Source organism: Pirellulales bacterium (assembly GCA_019636335.1).
GTDB lineage: Bacteria > Planctomycetota > Planctomycetia > Pirellulales > JAEUIK01 > JAHBXR01.
Genome location: JAHBXR010000019.1, coordinates 98,543 through 118,435, shown reverse-complemented (window position 1 = coordinate 118,435; position 19,893 = coordinate 98,543). Strand labels below are relative to the sequence as shown.

Here is a 19,893-nt window from a genome sequence, read left to right as displayed (position 1 = left end):
CGGCGGTCCGTGCTTGCTGTCATGCGTTCGATGTCTTGTCGGTGCTGCGCCGCGATCGGCAATTTTCGCCGCTCGTGGTGGCGAGTTCTGCCGCCAGCACCGCTAGCACGGCTCTTTGTTTCGTTCTGTTTACGCGGCCTTGCTTGGCACCCTTGCGCGCGGTGCGTAGCCAAAATCTCTCAGCTTGCCAGACAACGTGCGAATGCCGATTCCCAACGCTTGGGCCGTCCGGGCACGATGCCCGCCGAAGCGTTCGAGCGTGGCTTCGATCAACCGGCGCTCCATTTCGTGCAGGCTCAGTCCGACGGGAACCTGATCCGCTTCGGTCGCTGGATTCTCGCTGCCCGGCGCGATCAGCCAGGGCTGGATCTCGTCGGCACGAATCGGCGTTCCGCCATTCAGCACGCTGGCGCGCGTGACGATGTTCTCCAGCTCTCGAACGTTGCCTGGCCAATGGTAATTGACCAACAAGTCGGCGGCGGCCGGCTCGAGCGAGCACGCCTCGCGGCCCAGGCGATTCGCCGCGGCGGCCAGGAAGTGCGCTACCAGTTCGGGAATGTCCTCGCGGCGCGAGCGCAGCGGCGGCACCTGGATCGGCACCACGGCCAGGCGGTAGTACAGGTCCTCGCGAAAGCGGCCGGCCGCGACTTCGGCCAGCAGGTCGCGATTACTCGTCGCGAGCACGCGCACGTCGACCTGAATCGTCTTGCTCGAGCCGACGTGCTCGAAAGCACGTTCTTGCAGCACGCGGAGCAACTTTGCCTGCAGGGCCAGATCGATCTCGGTGATTTCGTCGAGCAGGATCGTGCCGCCATCGGCCAGCTCGAAACGGCCGGTGCGGGGGGCATCGGCGCCGGTGAAGGCGCCACGCTCGTGGCCGAAGAGCTCGCTCTCCATCAAGTGGGCCGACAACACCGGGCAGTTCAAGCTGACGAGCGCCGACGCCGCACGCTGGCTGGCGGCATGCACGGCCCGCGCGACCAGCTCCTTGCCGGTGCCACTTTCGCCCGTGATTAGCACGGTCTCGAGCGTCGGGCCGACCTGCGTGATGCGCTGCTTGAGTGCCCGCATCGCCGTGCCGCTGCCGATCATCGCGGGAGAGTTTCCCTGGGACTCATTGACAGCCGGAGCAGGCAACGTTCCGGCATCGGTCATGCGGCCATGGGCCACGGCGCGCGAGACGAGCAGTTCGAGCTGGTCGGCATCGAACGGCTTCTCGATATAATCGAAGGCCCCGTGCCGCATGGCATCGACGGCCGATGAGACGGTGGCGTAGGCCGTCACCATGAGGACCTGGGCGCCGTGGCGGCGACGTTCGAGCTCGAAGATGAACTCGAGACCGGTCATGCCTGGCATTTGCAGGTCGGTGAGCACGACGTCGTAGCTCGTGCGTTCGAGCACGCGGAGCGCCTCGACAGCGCTCGACACGGCATCGACCTGATGGCCGGCCTGACGCAGGATGTCTGAAATCGACTCGCGTGCCTGGCGGTGATCGTCGACGACGAGCACCCGGCCCAGGGTAGTCTTTCCACCAGCAGCGTGACAGAGGGTGTGCTGATTCATGCGGCGGCCTCCATGGCGCGATGCGGAATGCGAAGGGTGAAGGCAGCGCCTCCCTCCGGACAGTTGATCACCGTGACGTCGCCGCCGTGCAACTCGGCGATGCGCGAGACGATGGCCAATCCCAGTCCGGTTCCGCTGCTCTTGGTGGTGTAGAAGGGCTCGAAGGCGCGCCGCGTCGTTTCCTCATCGAGCCCCGGCCCGCTGTCGGCGATCTCAAGTTCGAAGCCGCGAGCGCCGATAAACGAGGTCACCACGATCTCCCCCCCGTCGGGCATGACGTCGAGAGCATTCATGGCCAGATTCAACACCGCGCGACGCAGCATGTCGCGATCCACCAACACGAACTGCTCGGGCGGCACGTCGATGGCAAAGCGAATTCCTTGTGCCATGAGTTGCGGCGCAAGCGAGATGCGCACATCCTCGACCAGATCGCGGATGCGGAGCTGCCGCCGCACGGGATCGCGATCGGCGGCAAAGTGCAACAGGTCGTTCACCGTGCTACGCACGTCGGAGAAGCTGCTGTCCATTTTGTCGAGTACCTCGAGGCTAGCGGAATCCTGTGCGAGGCGACGGCGCAACAAGCTCAGGTAAAGCGTGACCGGCACGAGGCTGTTGCGCACCTCGTGGGCCACGTGCGTCGAAATCTGCCCTAGATCGGCCAGCCGATTCTTGCGGGCCAACTCGCGGTTTTTCTTTTCCAACTCGTCCGTCAAACGACGAACCTCACCGCGCAGCGACTCGTGCGTCTGCTGCAGGCGGCTCGTGGCATCCTGCCAGGCCGCCAATACCGCCTCGAGATCGGCGCGGCGCTCGGGCGTCAGACGCTCGAGCGGGGGGGGATCTTCTCGATGGATTCTGAGTTCGGTCATGCGTCTGCTCCTAGCCTTCCGAGGACAGGTCGAGCTGTCCGATCGGCTCGCCACCGCTGGTGACGTAGGCGGTACGTGCCTTGTCAGCTGTATGCATGCCCTGCAACCGCGCCGAGGCGTCGTCGCGACGCTGTTGCAGGGTCAGTTCGCTTTGCTTCTCTTGGGCCACGATCTCGCCGAGCATCGCCTCGCAACGCTTCAACAGATGGGCACATTGCTGGCGGTCGGCCTCGCTGGCCCATTTCCGCTCGGCCGGCGCCTGGTCGCGGAACGGAATCAACTCGCGTTGCGTCTCTTGCAGCACGGCCAGCCAACGCTGCTTGGCGGCCAGCACGCGCAGCAGATCGTTCAGGTCGCCTTCGGCGACAAGGGCCTGTTGCTCGCGCCCCAGCTCGAGCAATTGTGCCAGGCAGTCGTGCTTGCGACGCACCAACCGGGCGAGCGTGTTCGTATCCGCGTGTGACGTTGCCATCGTTGCCGTCGTCGAAGGGGGGGAACTAGGTCGTCTTGCCGTAGAAATCGAGTAGCCAGTCGAGCAGCAGCTCCCATTGGTCACTGCTGTAATTCGTCACTTCTTCAAAGGGCACGGTCGCATCCTGCCTGACGCGCGACAGCACCACCTTGGCTTGAGAGACAATGCCGCGTGCCTCGTCGAGCTGCCCCAATTGTCGATAGCAGTTCGCCGTGCCGATGTAGGCTTCCATCACCGCGGGGGAATTCTGATAACGATTCGTCGCGGCGTTGTAGACGTCGATCGCCTCGTCGTAGCGTTCCAACTCAGTGAGGGCCGCGCCCCGGGCAAAGTAGCAGTTGCGCAACATTGCCGCGTCGAGCGGGCTGATCGCACCGGTCGCCTGCCGACGCGTGATCTCGTGCTGCACCCGGTCGTACTCGGCAACGGCACGGTGCAGGTGGTCGTGGCTTTGCCGCTTCAGCGCCAGTCGGGCCGTGGCCACGCTGGTCGTCTCGGCCTTTGCCCGAACCTCGGCCGAAAGCTGCATGGCACTGTCCGCCAGCAGGTAGCGCAATTCGAGCGATTGTGGCTGATCGCCGTAGCGTGCCACGGCTTCTTCCAGACGCGGCAGCGCCTCGGCGTACTTCTGTTCCAGGTGCAGGATGCGCGCCAGCTCGAACAGCGAATCGCGCCACTCGATGCTGGCCGGCGTCAGATCGTCTCCCTGCAGATTCTCGAGCAGCAGCTTCTTGGCCTCGTCGTCCTTGCCCAATTCGACCAGCGCTCGACTCGCCACCAGCCGCGCCCGGAAGTTCGCGGCATCGCGTGGGTAGGCTTCGAGGCACTCGCGGCAGGTCGTAAGCGCCAGGTCGACCTCGTCGACGGCCAGGTACGACTCGGCCAGTCCGACCAGGGCAAACGCGCGACGCTGCCGGGCCTCGTGCGTCAGGTAGAGCTTGTAGAACTCGATGGCGTGCAGGTAATCGCGTCCGCGATAGAAGTTGTCGGCCGCGTTCCAAAGATCGTTCGGATAATCGCGTGAGACGAAGCGAAGCTGTGCCAGAACGACGTAGTTTTCTCCGGCCTTGCGGGCACGAGCACGGGCGTCGCGTTCCAAGCTCTCGGCCTGCGAGCGCGGCAACGCGGCCGCCTCGTCTAACAACGCTCGGGACCAGAGGGCATTCGTCTCGGCCAGCAAGGCCACGGCACGATCGCGTGGAAAGAGCGGCTCGAGTTGCGAGGCCAGTTCCAGCGCGGCGGCGTACTTGCCGGCCGCCAGCAGGGCGTCGTAGGCGGCGAGCACGCGACGACGGAGCTCTTCGAGCGAAACCCAGGGAGAACGGAATTCGGCCGGATCGCCCGCGAGCAGCAACACTCGAGCATAGGCGGCCGCCGATTCCTCGCGTCCCAGTTTTCGCAGCAGATCGGCCTCGTCGATAGCCGCGGCGAGCCCCTCGGGCTGACTGTGGTAGAGCGTGCGTGTCTCGGTGAACTGTTCGAGCGCCGCGCGATCTTCTCCCAAGGCGGCCAGGCAGTAGCCCATCAGGTAGCTCGCCTGTCCCGAGGCCTTGTTGTCGAGCGAATTGCTCGCCGGCACCGTCTTCAGCAGTGCCAGGGCCGCTTGATGATGCTCGCGAATGCGGGCCAGCGCCGGCTCATCCTGGGCGCCGGCCGGATCGGCCGCCAGACGTCGCGCCGCGTCGATCTCGAGCCGAGCCCGCAGCACGGTCGCTTCGCCCCGTTCGCGGGCCTGCTGATCGATCGATTCGAGCGCCACGCGGCAGGCGTCGACGTGGCCAAGTTGTAGTTGAATTCGTACCTGGGCGAGCATAACGGCGGCACGTTCATCGTCGGTGAGTTGCGGGGCGGCCAGGTAGGCCGACACGTGCTGCAGGGCCACCTGCGGATCGGGACCGCGCTCGTCGAGATACGCCTCGACCAGCATTCGATGCAGTTCTTTGGCACGGTCTGGATTGCTGGCCAGCGCCGCTTCGAGATGCGGCCGGCTTTCCACGATCTGGCCGGATCGGTACAGGCTCTCGCCAAGCAGCCGGTGGCCGGTGGCCTCGCGTCCGGCGGGAAAACCCAAATCGCGCGAACGTTCGAGGTAACGTGCCGCCAGGGCGAAGAAGTCCTTATCGCCGCGTCCGTAGAGATCGCAGGCCTCTTGGTAATTGATCACTCCCAGCACGAAGGCCGGACCACCTGCTTCCTCGGATTTGAGGTGGCGAGCTTCGCGCAACCACTCGGCGAGATTGCGGGCCTGGCGATAGTTGCCTTCGTCGAGCGCGGCCAGCGCCATGTCGAACGTCGGCGATGGGGCGGGGGGACGTCTCGATAGCACCACGAGGTACGTGACAAACGGAGAGTTGAGCAGCAACAGCGCGACGACAAGCAAACGCAGCCGGCTGGCCGTACACCAGGCCACCACACTGCGCCACGTATTCCGCGCGCGCTCCAGCGGCGATGAAGGCGCAGCGGATGCCGCGTCAAGGGCCGGCTGAGATTCGCGTTTCGGTTGGCTCACGGCGTAGCGACTTCCTTGTCGGACGCTGTTCGGTCACGAGCGTCATCGGCGAGCGAGCGATCCGTCTCGCGCAACTACCGACAACACTGCACTTCGCCCGCGCGTTGCGCAGCCAGACTGGCTCCGCAGCCCGCGTGGGCAGAGTAGAGACGTGGAAAAGCGGGGAGTATGTACCCCAATCAACCAGCAGGTGTCAATGCGCATCGCGCCTGCTGGCAACGCTAGAGAGTGGCGCAGCGTACGGCGCCAGAAGTTCGTGCTAGCAGCACGATTCGCCCGTCACTTGTTCCATGATCCAACGGTCCATGTCGGCCAGGATCATGGGATCGAGCTGATGCCCGCACGGGTATTGGCGCAGCGTGACATCCATCCCCGCGCTGTGAAAGAGGCGCAGGTCGGCGCAGATCGACTCGGCCGAGCAGACCGTGCTATCGCGCCCGTGCGCGAGGAACAGGGGCAAGCGGCGCGCCTCGGTGAGGCGGCTCAACGGCGCGCCCCCGCTCGGGAACGTGGCGCCGATCGTCAACACGCCCGCAAATTGCTGGGGGTGGTTCATGGCCACGCGATAGGCCATCGTGCCCCCCACATCGAAGCCGCCCAGAAAGATGCGTTGCGAGGCGATGTTCAGACGGCGGCGGGCAATCTCGACGGCATTGAAGATGCGCTGCTCGGCCAGGTGCAGGTGGCCGTCGGTCTGCTGCCAGGTGAAACGCGATTTGCCTGGCTCCGCCGAACGATACTCGGCCGTGCCGCGCGGAGCGATCGCGGCGTAATTCCGCGTGCTGATGCAGGGCATGATCCGCTTCAGTTGGCTCTCGTCCCCCCCGGGGCCGTGCAACCACACGATCAGCGGATAGGCGTAGTTCTTCTCGTAGTGCAGCGGCGCGAAGAGGGCACAATCGGTGCCGCGCACGCTGGGAGAGTAAACGGCAGACCCGACGGCGGGAAGTTCGCTCGGAACGGCGATGTCCTGGTAAGTCGGTTCAGCGTGGATGCGATTCATAGGCTTTCTAAATCCTCGCGACCACCGAAAACAGTCCTCTTGGGGGACACGCTCGCGGGACCGCGACGGGGTAGGTCAATCTTCTGTCTCGACAGTGATTACTCGATGAGGGTCCGTTTGTCTAGCGAAGCAGGGGCTGATTTGGCGCCACAGGCCACACCGTACGCGCGCGGCGCGCCGAGTGCGTATCCTGCGCGCCCGTCGGAAGCAACACTGCCTCGTCGGCAGACCAATTCGTGCGGGCAGTCGCCGGAGCACGGGCCGCAACGATCATTTGTTCCAGCGGAAAGAGGCGTCCCGGGCAGGCGGTCGCCTTGAGCTGGCTGTGCCCCACAACGTTTTCCGGGGCAATTTCGTACTCTTCTGCCAGCACGGATACCAGTTGGCGGCACGCCTTGACCTGCAGCGGCGTGGGAGCGGTCTCCTCGAAATTGCCTACCAGGCAGATGCCAATGCCCAGGTCGTTGTGCTCGGCGTCGCCCGCGTGGGCGCCGTGCAATTGCTCGCGCCAACGAAAAGTTGGCTCCACCAGCCCGTCAGGCATGGGGCGGCCGTTGCCGATCACAAAGTGGTACCCAATGCCGAGCCAAGGTTTTCCGTCACGGTCGATCTGACGGCGATGTTCGGCGTCGATGGTGGCCACGTCGCCCCGTTCGGTGGCCGTGTGGTGCAACACGAGATACCGCCACTCTCGCGGCGGGGCCTCGAGCGATCGTTGCGGGTCGTCGAAATTGAACTGCGTATGGACGACCGGGTGGATCTCGCGAGACCGAGGCTCCTGGTCGCCGGTCCCCGGCTCCTCCGACAGGGGCAGCGCCGCGCGGTAGTCGGGCGCCGGAGCCATCGCCGTGCTGCTCGGCAGGCAACCGATCGACGGTGCAACGGCGAGCATGCTGAGGCCCCAAAATAAGATTGATGCGATCGATCGACCCGGCAATGACATGGATGAAGCTCACGCACTTGCCGGATGAAATCGTTGAACCGCGCGGACTTTCGGACTCTAGCGGATGCCGCTGCGGGGTGTCAACGTCGAGGGGGCGAGCGTATGCTAGCAAGCTAGCATACCTGAGCCGCCCTGGATGGATGCCAGTTTGGCATTGCCCAAGGTGTCGAAATCCCTAGACTTCCGCGTCGCTCGGGCCGTTTGCACCGCGCATTGACCGCAGCGACCCTGCCTCGAATAGTTTGCTTAGTACGACATCCCTGGCACGACTGGCACGAGGCCGGCCGTCGCAACGTTTCGATCCCGCCATGCCCCTTTCCAACTCGACCGAACCGCCGCAAGCGCCAACGAACCTGTCGTTGCTCCGGCGGATGCTCATTCTGAGTTGGCCCTATCGCTGGAGCTGCGCACGCCTGCTGGCGATGCAGTTCGCCATCACGCTGCTCACGCTGGCGGGACTCGCCCTCACGGGGCTGGCGATCGACTTCGTCGCCCATCGCGTCGAACTCACGACCGGCGACCAATGGGTCGCCCGCCTCGATGCCTGGCAGTGGCCTCCGCTGGCGGTCGTGGCCGCGCTGGCGAGTGGCGTCTTGCTGATCGCCGTCGTTCGCGCCGCGATCGGCTACCACTATGCCGTCGCCTCGGGGCGCGTCGTCCATCACGAGATCGTGGCCGATCTGCGGGCCAAAACCTACGAAAAGCTGCAGCGGTTGAGCTTCCGCTTCTACGACCGCAACGCCAGCGGCTCGGTGATCAATCGCGTGACGGGAGATGTCGCCGCCGTGCGACTCTTTGTCGATGGCGTGCTGATTCAGTTCGCCATGATCGGGCTATCCCTTGTCGTCTACCTGGGATACATGCTGTCGATCCACGTTCGCTTGACGCTGGCCTGCCTGGCGACGACCCCATTGCTTTGGATCGCTTCGGCCACGTTCTCGCGACTGGTGCGTCCGGCTTACGATCGGAATCGCGAGTTGATCGACCGGCTGATCCTGGCCCTGACCGAGAATTTCCAGGGCATCCACGTCGTGAAGGGGTTTGCCCGCGAGCGGCAGGAGATCGATAAGTTCGCCGCGGCGAATCGCACGATCCACGATCAGCAGCGGCGGATCTTCTGGGCAGTGAGCCTGTACACGCCCACGATGACGTGGTTCACGCACTTGAACCTATTCGTGCTGTTGGCGTATGGCGGCTGGCTGGCGGTCGAAGGTCAACTCGCGCTCGGCACCGGGCTGGTCGTATTTCACGGCCTGCTGCAGCAATTCTCGACCCAGGTAAGCAACGTGGCCACCGTGGCCAACAGCGTGCAGCAAAGCCTGACCGGCGCCCGCCGGGTGTTCGAAGTGCTCGATGCGCCGATCGAGATTGAGAATCGCCCCAACGCACTCCACGTGGCGCGCGTCCGCGGCGCGATTCGCTTCGAGAACGTGTCGTTCGAATACGAGCCGGGAAAACCTGTGCTGCGGGGGATTGATTTCGAGGTGCAGCCTGGGCAGTGCGTGGCGCTGGTCGGCCCCACGGGGTCGGGCAAGAGCACGCTGATGAGCATGATTCCCCGCTTCTACGACCCGACCAAGGGGCGCGTGCTGATCGATGGCTACGATCTGCGCGACCTGTGGCTCGACGACCTGCGCCGGCAGATCGGGCTCGTGTTTCAAGAGAACTTCCTGTTCAGCAACACGGTGGCCGCGAATATCGCCTTCGGGCATCCTGCGGCGACGCTCGAACAGGTCGAACGTGCCGCGAAGTTGGCGGCTGCCGACGAATTCATCCGCCAGTTGCCCGAGGGATACGACACCGTGCTGAGCGAACGGGCCGGCGATCTGTCGGGCGGGCAACGTCAGCGGCTGGCCATTGCCAGGGCGTTGTTGCTCGAACCGCCCGTGTTGCTGCTCGACGATCCAACGGCGGCCATCGATCCGCGCACCGAGGAGGAAATTCTCGAGGCGATGGATCGCGCCATCGCCGGCCGCACAACTTTTGTCATCGCACATCGTCTGAGCACGCTCCGCCGGGCCGATCTCGTCATCGTGCTCGAAGAGGGACGCATCGTCGAGCACGGAACGCACGCCGAGTTGCTGGCACGGGGCGGACACTACGCCAGCGCCGCGCTGCTGCAGTCCGCTACCGCCGAACCAGATCAGGCAGAGATCTCGCAGGATGCGGGAGTTCGCGCCGCATGAGCACGGTTCCCACTCCGCGTCGTCCCTCGCCCCGCCGACCGGGCAAACCGCAGCCCCCCGCCGCGAGCATTACGCGCTTGCGCGGCGAGACGGACGAAGACGCCGTCATGCGTCCGCTCGATCTGGCGATCATCAAACGAATTCTTTCCTACACGAAGCCGTACGCCGCCAAGCGCAATCTGTTGATCGTGCTGGTCATGATGCGCTCGATCCAGTTGCCGTGCCTGGCCTGGCTGATCGGCGCGGTGATCAACGGACCGATCGCCGGTCGATCGGCGAGCGGCGCCATCTGGGGCGCCGTCGCCTATTTGGCCCTCGCTACCTTCACGCAAGCCACGTTCCATTTCCGGCAGCGACTGGCTCTCGAACTGGGCGAATCGGTCGTCCACGACCTTCGCCGCGAGATCTTCGAGCACCTGCAGCGCATGCCGATGAGCTTCTACCATCGCACGAAGCTCGGTCGCGTCATCAGCCGCATCACCTCCGATGCCGAAGCTGTGCGCGTCGGCATCCAGGACGTGCTTTTCGTGGGCATCGTCGGCGTCGGGCAGATGGCGGTCGCGGCCGCATTCATGCTCTCTACCGACTGGGTGCTGTTTTGTGTCGTCGCGGCCATGGGTCCCGTGCTGTGGTACCTGAATGCCTGCTTCCGCCAGCAATTGAGCCGCGCCTATCGCGACGTGCAGGAAAGTTTTAGCCGCTTGACGGCCACGCTGGCCGAATCGGTGAATGGCATCCGCGTGACGCAGGGCTTCGCGCGCGAGCGGGTCAATGCAGATCTGTTTCAGGATCTCGCCGTCAGCCATGCCGACTACAACCTCGAGGCGGCACGGCAGGCCGGCATTCTGCTTCCCTTGCTGGAATTAAACAATCAGTTCTTCATCGCCATTCTGCTCCTGCTCGGCGGCTATCGCGTGCTCGAGCCGGGGGGCATGCCGATCGGCGATCTGATTCAGTTCTTCTTTCTGACGAATCAGTTTTTCTCGCCGTTGCAGATGCTGGGCAATCAATACAACCAGGCGCTGACCGCCATGGCCGGGGCCGAACGTGTCTTCCACCTGCTCGACCTGCGCCCCGACTGGCAGGATCCGGACGACGCCCTCGCTTTGGGCACGCTCACCGGACGCGTCGAGTTCGAGCAGGTCGGCTTCGCCTATGAACCGGGGCGACCGGTGCTCGACGACATTACCTTCACCGCCGAGCCGGGGCAGACGATCGCGCTCGTCGGCCACACGGGCAGCGGCAAGTCGACCATCTCGAGCCTGATCGCCAAGTTCTATCTGCCCGGTGAGGGCTCGCTGCGCATCGACGGCCACGACATTCGACAGGTCTCTACCCCCTCGCTGCGCCGTCAGCTCGGCATCGTGCAACAACAGACGTTCCTCTTCTCGGGCACCGTGCTCGACAACATTCGCCTGGGGCGCCCCGACGCCACCGACGACGAAGTGATCGCGGCCGTACGACGGCTCGAATGCCTCGACATGCTCGAGTCGCTGCCGGGCGGCCTGCGCACCGAAGTGGGCGAACGTGGCGCGGGCCTGTCTCTCGGCCAGCGGCAACTCGTGTGCTTTGCCCGGGCCATGCTGGCCGATCCGCGGATCTTGATCCTCGATGAAGCGACCAGCTCCGTCGATACCCTCACCGAGCTGCGCTTGCAGCAGGCCCTCACGCGACTGCTCGCCGGCCGCACGAGCTTTGTCGTCGCCCACCGGCTGAGTACCATCCGTCACGCCGATCTTGTGCTCGTGATCGACCACGGGCAGATTGTCGAACGAGGGACACACGACCAATTGGTGCGTCGCGGGGGCGTGTACGCCGAGCTGTACGAGCAATTCGTGCGCGCCGCCGCGGCTTAATGCGGCTCCGACCTGCACGGCGCGAGACGCATTGCGGCCGAAGACTCAACGCGTCCAGCGGCGTGCCGCAATGCGATCGAGCGCCCGCTGCATTGCCAGACGCATGGGGCCCTTCACCAGAGGCCATGCCAGTGGCCACGCGAGCGGGCTGGTCAGGTCGTAGGTGTACTTCCACGTGATGCGCACGCCCTCTTCCACGGGCTCGAAGGTCCAGTCGCCGTGTCCGGCCCGGACGAGCTTCGAAAACGGGGCCACATAGCCGGTCACACGGTAGGCGTGCCGCCGCGGACGCTCGAGCACGACGATCTCCTCGCGCAACAGGTTGCCGTCGGCCAGCTTGATGCGACGGCTTTCGCCCACGACCGGTTTGGCGCCGTCGATCATCTCCATCGAGCGAATGGCGGGCACAGGCCCGTAGCCGACGAAGTATTCGGGCACCGCGTCGAGATCGGTCGAGTAGTCGAATACGTCATTCGCATCGGGATGCGGAACGACGACCGTGGCCGAGGTGCAAACGTGCGCCATGTCGAGGCCTTCAATACGGAGCCGTGGCTCACGCCGGCGGAATCAACATGCCGCCGTCGATGACGAGCACCTGCCCGGTGATGAGATCCGATCCGGTAATGAAGGCCAGCGCGGCCGTGGCGACATCTTCCGGCTCGCAAACCTTCTTGAGGGGCACGCGCGACTCCATCGACTTCTTGACCAGCGGATACGCCAGCCCCAGCCCCTGTTCGAGCCAGCGTCCGGTGATAAAGCCCGGCGCCACGGCGTTGACGCGGATCGTGGGGGCCAGTGCCCGAGCCAGGGTCACCGTCAGATTGTTGAGCGCCGCTTTCGAGGCACAGTAGGGAATCGAGCTGCCGACTCCCCCCACACCGGCCACGCTCGAGATATTGACGATCGCCCCGCCGCCGGCGGCAAGCATCGACTCGCGCACGGCACGCGCGCAATAGAAAGGCCCCTTCAGGTTCACGCCAAGAATACGATCCCACTCTTCGTCACCCACACGATCGAAATCGGGGTGTGGGATGAACTTCGTCGTGCCGGCGCTGTTGACGAGCACATCGATCCGCCCGAACGCGGCGAGCGCCGCGTCGGCCATCGCCTGGCAGGCCTCGGCGTTGGCGACATCGGCCTGATGGGCAATGGCACGCACGCCGAGCGCTTCGACTTCGGCGGCGGTCTGCTCTGCCTCATCCCGCGAACGCGAGTAGTTCACCAAGACCGAGCAGCCCAGCTTCGCCAGGGCGATAGCCGTGGCGCGTCCCACGCCCGTGCCACCCCCGGTGATGATCGCCGTCTTACCTTCGACCTGCATATCGTGCTTCCCTCGTCTCGATCCTAAAGACTTTTTACGCCAGCGGCCCCAGAACTACCGAAGGTGCTTATCTTACCGCTGGGTCCGTCCTAGCGGGAGGACTACGCGCAGCGATGGCGCCGCGCCAGGTCCCAATCGACCTCGACCCCCAAACCGGGCCGATCGGAGAGGGAGACCAGTGGCCCGACGATCTCGAGCGGTTGCTTCACGATCGAGAACTCGTGATAGACGGGTCCCAGGGCGTCGCCTGGGTAGCGTTCGACCTGCATGTTCTCGTGAGCCACGACCAGGTGGGCCATGGCGGCCGTCGCCACGTCCCACTCGAGATTCGAGCCGATCGAACAGGCAACGCCATGTAGCGCCGTCAACTCGACGATGCCGAGCGATTTGCGCAGGCCGGCGTTTTTGCCCGGATAGACGCTGATGGCGTCGCAACACTCGTTGCGGATCAGCTCCCGCGCGTGGGCCAGATGGAAGCAGATGTCGTCGGCCAGCACCGGCAAACCTGTCTCGCGCCGCACGTGGGCCAGCGCCGCATAGTCGCCATCGGGGGTCGGTTGCTCGACGAGCACGAGCCGGCAGTCTGCCAGTTCGCGCAGGCAGCGGATCGCCGTATCTGCATCCCAACCGCAATTCGCGTCAACCATAAGATCCGTGTCGGGGCCGATCGCCGCGCGCACTGCCCGCACGCGGGCAAGATCGAGCGAGGGTTCCGTGCCGACCTTGACCTTGATCGTGCGAAATCCGTCCGCGACGCGATCGGCCGCGATGCGCGCCGCCCGCTCGGGTTCGTAGGCCCCTAACGAAAAGCGGCAACGAAACGTAAGTTCGCGTTTCGGCCCGCCGAGCAATTCGTAAACGGGCCGACCGGCCGCGCGGCCTTGGATGTCCCAGCAGGCCATCTCGAGCGCCGATTTGGTAAACCAGTTGTGCGCGCACGCGGCATCCATGCGTCGATCGATCTCGGCCACATCGTGCGGATCGCAACCGATGACGAGCGGCGCGAGCACGTGCTCGACCAACGCCTGGGCGCTCCAGACCGTCTCGCCGCTCCAGCGCGGCATCACGGTCGCTTCACCCGCTCCTTCGAGGCCGTTGTCGGTGACGACTCGCACGAGGAGATAGTCGGATACCTCGTGCTTACCCAGCGCCGAGACCATCCTTCGCTCGGGCACGAGGGGGATGCGGACGGGATAGGTCTCGATGTGGGTGATTTTCATAGGCATAGCTGCGGGGCATTCTAGCAGTGAAATTGCCGGGGCGCACAGCAAAGGGGACCGCCGATTGCATCGATCAGGTACCGGCATCGCGACCGACGAATAACGAATTGCTTGAACCGTGCGGTGGGGATCGTACGATAGGCAGCAGCCCGAGCGTGAGTGGGGCGGTTGCCAGGGAGCAAACGGAGCAGTTCATGAACGTGCGATACTCGAATCCTGGGATGCGGCGTGTCGTTCTTGGAACGGTTGCGTTTGTACTTACATCGATTACCGCGATTCGTGCGGCCGAGCCCACTCCCGTCACGCTCGACAATGTCGTGCCCCCCTCGGCCAACTCGCCCGACGAGCCCCTCTTGGGGGCGTTCTCGCGGGCCAAGGCCGAACATTTTCTCGATTCGGCGGCGCTCGCCTGGCAGAAGAACCGCAATTGCATGACGTGTCACACGAACTACCTGTACCTGATGTCGCGGCCCGAGACCGATCTCGAGGCACCGGCGGTGGGGGTCGTGCGCGACTATGCGGAGAAACTCGTCACTGAACGCTGGGAGGAAAAGGGACCACGTTGGGATGCCGAGGTCATCATGACGGCCGCCGTGCTCGCCTCGCACGATGCGGCGCAAGGCCAAGGGCTGCACCCGGTCACGCGGAAGGCACTAGATCGCATTTGGACGGTCCAGCGCGAAGACGGTGGTTTTAGCTGGAAGAACTGCGGCTGGCCACCGATGGAGTTGGACGACTATTTTGGCATTGCGATGGTGGCACTGGCGGCAGGCTTCGCCCCGGACGACTATCAGCACACACCCGCGGCGAAGGCGGGACTCGAACAGCTTGCCCGGTACGTACATGAGAATGAAGCCCCCTCGCTGCACCATCATGCCTTGCTTGCCTGGGCCTCGACCAGGGTCGATGGCCTCATGAATGACGAGGAGCGTCAGACGTGTGTCGAGGCCATGCTGACGCTGCAGCACGCCGATGGTGGTTGGGGACTCGCCACGCTCGGCGATTGGAAACGCCAAGATGGTTCGCCGCAAGACCTGGATTCGAGCGACGGCTACGGCACCGGATTTGTCATCTTTCTCGCGCGGCAACTGGGCGTGCCAGCCAACGATCCGCGCCTCGCGCACGGCGTCGAGTGGCTTAAGACCCACCAGCGCGAAAGCGGGCGCTGGTTTACGCGCTCGCTCTACAAAGACAACAAGCACTTCCTCACGCATGCTGGCACGGCGTATGCCGTCATGGCGCTCGAGGCGTGCGATGCCTTCCACAATTCGCCCACCGAATAATCGGGCCGATGGATGAACCAATGGCGCGAGATTCTGTCGGGTTTGTTCTTCGCGAGACTCGTGCCCGGCACCGTAGTGGTCGTGTAGCCCTGGATCATCCCGGGTTGGGAGCAACTGTCGCCATTACGGGCCTTGCTCCTGGTGCTCATTGGCCGAATCCTCGACGGCACCACGATAAATTACCAGCCCGCGGTCGCGCAATCGTGTGGTGAAAGGCGCGATCGGCGAAGCCTTTTTGCCTGGGAAAAATATGCGGGCGCACGACCTTCGACCGACGCAAAAAAATTTCTCAAGCTCCAGATCTCTGCGCCGTATTCACTTGCGCCGGCTGTCGGACGCGTTGCTCAAGAATTTTTTCTCTCGCATTTTGACTTCACTCCCAGCGCGTGTATTTCAACTATGGCTGCGACGCACGCAAGACAAAAACGATGCGAAGCCGTGGCCGAGATTGAGCGTCGGAAGCAGGTCAACGCAGCGATGGCGCGGCAGCGTGCCGCGAGGTTTTCATCCGCTTCACTCGAAGAACGAGGAACGCGCAGCATGAGGTTACCCCGCTCCGGTACCAGAGTAGGGGCACTCGCCTAGCGAGACGAGTGCCCTGTGGCGGCGACGCCGGCTTGCCACTCGATCCGCCAGCGACGCAGGCACGTTCCACGCGACTCGGGTCGCTCCTCCCGATGAGTCGCGGGGCTTCGGGCCGTCGATTGCGGTTCTGCGATGGCAGCGGTCTCGCTGGTGTCCCTTCGACGGTGAACGAACCAATCTCATTTCCTTCCAGCTTGCGAGGCGGGTTGACAGTCCTCGGCGCAGCGTTCAGACCGGAAGTCGCGAATCCTTCCGGTCCGCCCCCCAGGCACGCTGCACCGGGACCCATCAGCCCGCCTCGCTCGTTTGTTGGCGCCCCCCGTGGCGGCTTCGCCTGGGCACTATCTCGCTGCCGGATCGGCCACTTGAGAAAATTCTTCTCCACGAAGCATCCCTGCCGGCAAGATTTCTCGAATGGAGCAGGACTCAAGCGGCGTCGCCGCGCGAACCGATATGCTCAGGGTAGCGACAAGACGCTGCTTGGCGCGAACCTTGGAAGAGGATTCCAAGTCATGTCCTCAGGCGAGGTTCGCACAACATGAGGCTGGAGCCAGACGGCCAGGCAATCGGCTGCAACCCGATCTAAGTGGGTTCGACTCCCACCGGCCTCTTTTTCTTCACGATGCGAGCAACGCCCTCGCGCGGGCCTGTCCTTCGATATCAAGTCCCGCCTCGCGGCTCCAGGCCGCCATCAACCGGGCATAGATCGGCCCCGGCGACCCGTCGGCAATCTCGCGATCGTTCACGCGTGTCACCGGCAACACGCAGTTGGGCGTGCTGGTGACGAGCACCTCGTCTGCCGTCGCCACTTGCTCAACGCTCAACTCGCGGTAAACGCACGTGATCCCCTGGGCAGCGGCCAGTTCCATGGTCACGGCCAGGCTAATGCCAGGGAGCACCGATTCGAGCGGGGGAGAAATCAGCCCTTCATCCTGGCGGTAGACGAGCACGTTCGCCGTGGTCGTCTCGAGCACGGCACCGCTTTGATCGAGCAAGAGCGCGCGAGCACTTCGCGAATGCTGCGTCGCACAGCGGTCGGCCAGGTAGTAGTGCATGCGGCTACGGCATTTGATTTCGCGCGGCCACGAGCGCGGCGACACCTGCTCGAACGGTGTCACGATCAGGTGCTCGCCGCCGCGATACTTGTTGGCCCAGCGGGCAAAGGGCAACTCGTACGTGTGCAGACAGACGGTCGGTGCCGTCTGCCCCGAGGCGAACGTTCCGTATGGTCCCGGCGTGACCACCATCGAGAGTCCCAGATCGCTCCCTTCGTGGAGCAGCGGGAAATTGACCTCGACCAGGTCACGCGCCGCGGCCGAAATGGTTTCGAGCGATACGGCCTCGGCCAGCCCCAGATAGACAAGGCTGCGCTGAAGCCGCGCGACGTGATCTTCGAGGCGAAAGATCTGCCCGTCGAACGTGCGCAACTGCTCGCTCAAAGTCACCCCCAGCACGAAGCCCGCGTCGGTGACCGAGATGCGAGCCTCGTCGTCGGGGACGAAGCGACCGTTGAGATAGGCTTGGGGGCGATCCATAGTCTCGATTATCAACTGCATTCCGCGAAGCGAGAAGTCGAATCCGCGAAATCGGTCCGGCCCGTTCGACGGTTACCGGTCAACTGGTAGACTACACCCGCTCGCAGGACACGACTCGAGGCCGTCGCGTTCGGAACGCTCCCGCCTCTTTTCTTCGGAATGGCCATTTATGCAGAACGACAAGGTCCGCTTCGGCATCCTGGGTTGTGCCCGGATCGTGCGGCGTGCCATGCACGCGGGCATCGAACAATCGGGGGTGGCGACGACCCTGGCCATCGCCAGCCGGGACCGTGATCTCGGCGCCGCGTGGGCGCGGGAATTCGCCATCCCCCGCCACTACGATTCGTACGAGGCCCTGATCGATGATCCCGACATCGACGCCGTCTATATCCCGCTGCCGAACGAATTGCACCGCCCCTGGACGTTGCGTGCCGCGGCGGCCGGCAAGCATGTGCTGTGCGAGAAACCGCTTGGCCTTACCGCCGAAGACGCCGCCGACATGGTCGAGGCCTGCCGTCAGCATGGCGTGATCCTGATGGAGGCGTTCATGTGGCGCCACCATCCGCGAGTGACACGGGTGCGGCAGATGTTGGCCGACGGCACGATCGGCGATTTGCGCCTCGTCAAGCTCGACTTCTCGTTCGATATCGATCGTGGCGATTGGCGACTCGACCCGCAACATGGTGGCGGCGCCGTGTGCGACCTGGGCTGCTACGGCATCAACGCCGCGCGCCTCTTTGCCGGCTGCGAGCCCAAAGAAGTCTATGCCCGGGGCGTGCGTTATGAATCGGGCGTCGATATGACGCTGTCCGCCCAACTCGTGTTTCCGAATGGCGTGATGGCACTTTTCGACAGCAGCTTCGAGTGCCCTTTTCGTTGCCGTCTCGAGATCGTGGGCACGAAAGGCGCCGTCGAGTTGCCTGGCGGCGTGCTCCCCGATCCCGAAGCGACCTTGATCGTCACCACGGAAGCAGGGACGCAAACCGTACGGTTTCCGGCGGCGCAGCAGTATGCCGAACAGGTCAAGGCGTTCTGCGCCGGGATCGCCAACGGCCGCTTGTCCGAGCCGGCTGAAGGGGGTTTGGCGAACATGCGCGTGCTCGATGCGGTGCGCACGGCCGCCGGTCTCGAATTGCCCACCTCGCAGGGTGGTTAGCGCGCGGCCGCCGCATGCCGGGACCTGCCACTCGACGCCATGGGTAGCGCCGGGGGTGGATCGTCGCTCTCGGCGGGAGTTCGATCGCGCAGGTCGTCGAAGGAGAATTCGCGTCTTGCGCGTCCCATCACGGCGCCCGAATTCACATGGTGCGTCCAGTCGTGATGGCGTCCAATCGCCCCGGTGACATTCACCTGCCATAGCTTTGCGCCATGTTCGCCCAGTCGCGTCCGCGACGCGACGCCCGTGCGTCCCAAGGCCTCGGGCCCCCGGCCGTGTCCATACAGATGGGGATAAAGCCGCAGGACGGGGTCTTCGCCATTGACGAAGACGACCAGGCTCTCGACTTGTGAAAGCGCCATCCCGTGGTGTTGGCCCACGCCCAGCCAATGATGGTCGAGCGCGGCTGCAATCAGCACGGCGCGCACCGGGCGGCCATCTGCCGCGGGAGTAGGAGTCAATTGACGGCCGGCGATGCGTCCCCCCCCCATCAAATGCAGGGAGGCGGTAATCAAGCGTGCGCCGTAGCTGTAACCCACGAGCCCGACCGGAACCTCCGGCGCCAATCGATCGACCAGCGCCGCCAGGTACCACGCGTACGATTCGCTGGTGCCGGCCTTGATCCGCGCATCTTCGATCGGCTTGCCGGGGATCGCATCGCTTGGCCAGGTGTAGATCACCAGGCGCGCCGGCCCATCGCCATAGTCGCCCCGTTCGAAGCGGCGCACCCACTGCCAACCCATCTGCTGCGCCTCGCCAAAATCGGCGCGATTGCCGTGTACGAAGAAGATCGTCGGCACGCGCGGATTGTCGGCCACGTGAAATTCCTCGGCCGTGGCGCGCGTCCAATGGCAGCCATCCTCGGCGTGCCAGTAGTCGAGCCGCTCGTAACCGATCTCGGGGTCGCCACAGCGACTTGCGCGACGACTGCTCACGAGCCACACATCGTGCTCGTGGCAGACGCGGGCAATCGCCGTGAGGCTCTCGTCGCAAGGATCGTCCTCGGCCGTGCTGACCAGCGGCACGCGAAAGGCATCAACATCGCCGCTGACGTCGATCGGCGTTGTTTCGTCTGGCGTAACGTGGTTCGCCCTGGCGTCGGCCGCCAGGAACAGGCCGCAGAGACCGGCATGCAATAGCAAGGCCAGCAGGCGCGCACGAACGCCGAACGCACGCAGGTGGTGCGCGATCGCGAAGGAAGGGGGCGCGGCAGTGTTCGTCGTCGGCTTCATGCCTGATCGGGGGGGTAGAGCGAACTGTGCGCGCGGAGCCTGCTAGTACCCCGCTACGCAAATGTAGCCTCCGGTAAACATTCGCGATGGCGAAAAATTTTCGCGTTGGTGAAAAAAAATGACGTGTTGCGTTTGCACATCACCAGACACGTTGTAGAGT

15 protein-coding genes and 1 tRNA gene are annotated in these 19,893 nt (G+C 64.4%); 5 read left to right on the top strand and 11 right to left on the bottom strand.

The window, feature by feature from the left end; all coding sequences use genetic code 11:
* Nucleotides 1-129: 129 nt before the first annotated feature.
* The 6 genes from KF708_17945 to KF708_17920 all read right to left on the bottom strand — a co-directional run bounded on the left by KF708_17945 (nt 130) and on the right by KF708_17920 (nt 7,308).
* Complete coding sequence (locus tag KF708_17945; protein ID MBX3414574.1) at nt 130-1,563, bottom strand: sigma-54-dependent Fis family transcriptional regulator; 1,434 nt, start codon at nt 1,561-1,563, stop codon at nt 130-132.
* Nucleotides 1,560-2,432 (bottom strand): sensor histidine kinase, encoded by an 873-nt coding sequence (locus tag KF708_17940; GenBank protein ID MBX3414573.1) that lies wholly within the window; start codon nt 2,430-2,432, stop codon nt 1,560-1,562. The genes KF708_17945 and KF708_17940 overlap by 4 nt, the downstream gene beginning before the upstream one ends.
* A 10-nt stretch (nt 2,433-2,442) precedes the next feature.
* Entirely contained in the window at nt 2,443-2,904 is a 462-nt protein-coding gene (gene flgN, locus KF708_17935) for a flagellar export chaperone FlgN (GenBank protein ID MBX3414572.1), read from the bottom strand.
* Nucleotides 2,905-2,929: 25 nt separating this feature from the next.
* Complete coding sequence (locus tag KF708_17930; GenBank protein ID MBX3414571.1) at nt 2,930-5,413, bottom strand: tetratricopeptide repeat protein; 2,484 nt, start codon at nt 5,411-5,413, stop codon at nt 2,930-2,932.
* A gap of 259 nt (nt 5,414-5,672) precedes the next feature.
* Nucleotides 5,673-6,416 carry a hypothetical protein gene (locus KF708_17925; protein MBX3414570.1) on the bottom strand — a complete coding sequence of 248 codons (744 nt, stop codon included), beginning with the start codon at nt 6,414-6,416 and terminating at the stop codon, nt 5,673-5,675.
* A gap of 121 nt (nt 6,417-6,537) precedes the next feature.
* The gene (locus tag KF708_17920) at nt 6,538-7,308 is read right to left on the bottom strand and encodes an N-acetylmuramoyl-L-alanine amidase (GenBank protein ID MBX3414569.1); all 771 of its coding nucleotides are present in this window, start codon (nt 7,306-7,308) and stop codon (nt 6,538-6,540) included.
* A gap of 359 nt (nt 7,309-7,667) precedes the next feature.
* On the opposite strand from KF708_17920, the gene KF708_17915 reads away from it, so the two are divergent.
* The gene (locus tag KF708_17915; GenBank protein MBX3414568.1) at nt 7,668-9,545 is read left to right on the top strand and encodes an ABC transporter ATP-binding protein; all 1,878 of its coding nucleotides are present in this window, start codon (nt 7,668-7,670) and stop codon (nt 9,543-9,545) included.
* On the top strand, nt 9,542-11,401 hold the full coding sequence (locus KF708_17910; GenBank protein ID MBX3414567.1) for an ABC transporter ATP-binding protein: 1,860 nt from the start codon (nt 9,542-9,544) through the stop codon (nt 11,399-11,401). The genes KF708_17915 and KF708_17910 overlap by 4 nt, the downstream gene beginning before the upstream one ends.
* A gap of 45 nt (nt 11,402-11,446) precedes the next feature.
* Here KF708_17910 and KF708_17905 read toward each other — a convergent pair whose 3' ends face one another.
* From KF708_17905 to KF708_17895, 3 genes are all read right to left on the bottom strand, one after another.
* Complete coding sequence (locus KF708_17905) at nt 11,447-11,926, bottom strand: SRPBCC family protein (GenBank protein MBX3414566.1); 480 nt, start codon at nt 11,924-11,926, stop codon at nt 11,447-11,449.
* Between the two features lie 28 nt (nt 11,927-11,954).
* Complete coding sequence (locus KF708_17900; GenBank protein MBX3414565.1) at nt 11,955-12,722, bottom strand: glucose 1-dehydrogenase; 768 nt, start codon at nt 12,720-12,722, stop codon at nt 11,955-11,957.
* Between the two features lie 101 nt (nt 12,723-12,823).
* A complete protein-coding gene (locus tag KF708_17895; GenBank protein MBX3414564.1) occupies nt 12,824-13,942 on the bottom strand; it encodes a hypothetical protein in 1,119 nt (372 codons plus the stop codon).
* A 194-nt stretch (nt 13,943-14,136) separates the two neighbouring features.
* Between KF708_17895 and KF708_17890 the strand changes: the two genes are divergently transcribed.
* Nucleotides 14,137-15,225 (top strand): squalene--hopene cyclase, encoded by a 1,089-nt coding sequence (locus KF708_17890; GenBank protein MBX3414563.1) that lies wholly within the window; start codon nt 14,137-14,139, stop codon nt 15,223-15,225.
* A 1,125-nt stretch (nt 15,226-16,350) separates the two neighbouring features.
* A tRNA-Cys gene (locus KF708_17885) sits at nt 16,351-16,421 on the top strand.
* Between the two features lie 6 nt (nt 16,422-16,427).
* Here the strand turns inward: KF708_17885 and KF708_17880 are convergent.
* On the bottom strand, nt 16,428-17,345 hold the full coding sequence (locus KF708_17880; protein MBX3414562.1) for an aminotransferase class IV: 918 nt from the start codon (nt 17,343-17,345) through the stop codon (nt 16,428-16,430).
* A 169-nt stretch (nt 17,346-17,514) separates the two neighbouring features.
* Between KF708_17880 and KF708_17875 the strand changes: the two genes are divergently transcribed.
* A complete protein-coding gene (locus tag KF708_17875; GenBank protein MBX3414561.1) occupies nt 17,515-18,501 on the top strand; it encodes a Gfo/Idh/MocA family oxidoreductase in 987 nt (328 codons plus the stop codon).
* On the opposite strand, the gene KF708_17870 is transcribed toward KF708_17875, so the two are convergent.
* Nucleotides 18,498-19,733 (bottom strand): hypothetical protein, encoded by a 1,236-nt coding sequence (locus KF708_17870; GenBank protein ID MBX3414560.1) that lies wholly within the window; start codon nt 19,731-19,733, stop codon nt 18,498-18,500. The genes KF708_17875 and KF708_17870 overlap by 4 nt on opposite strands.
* Between the last annotated feature and the right edge of the window lie 160 nt (nt 19,734-19,893).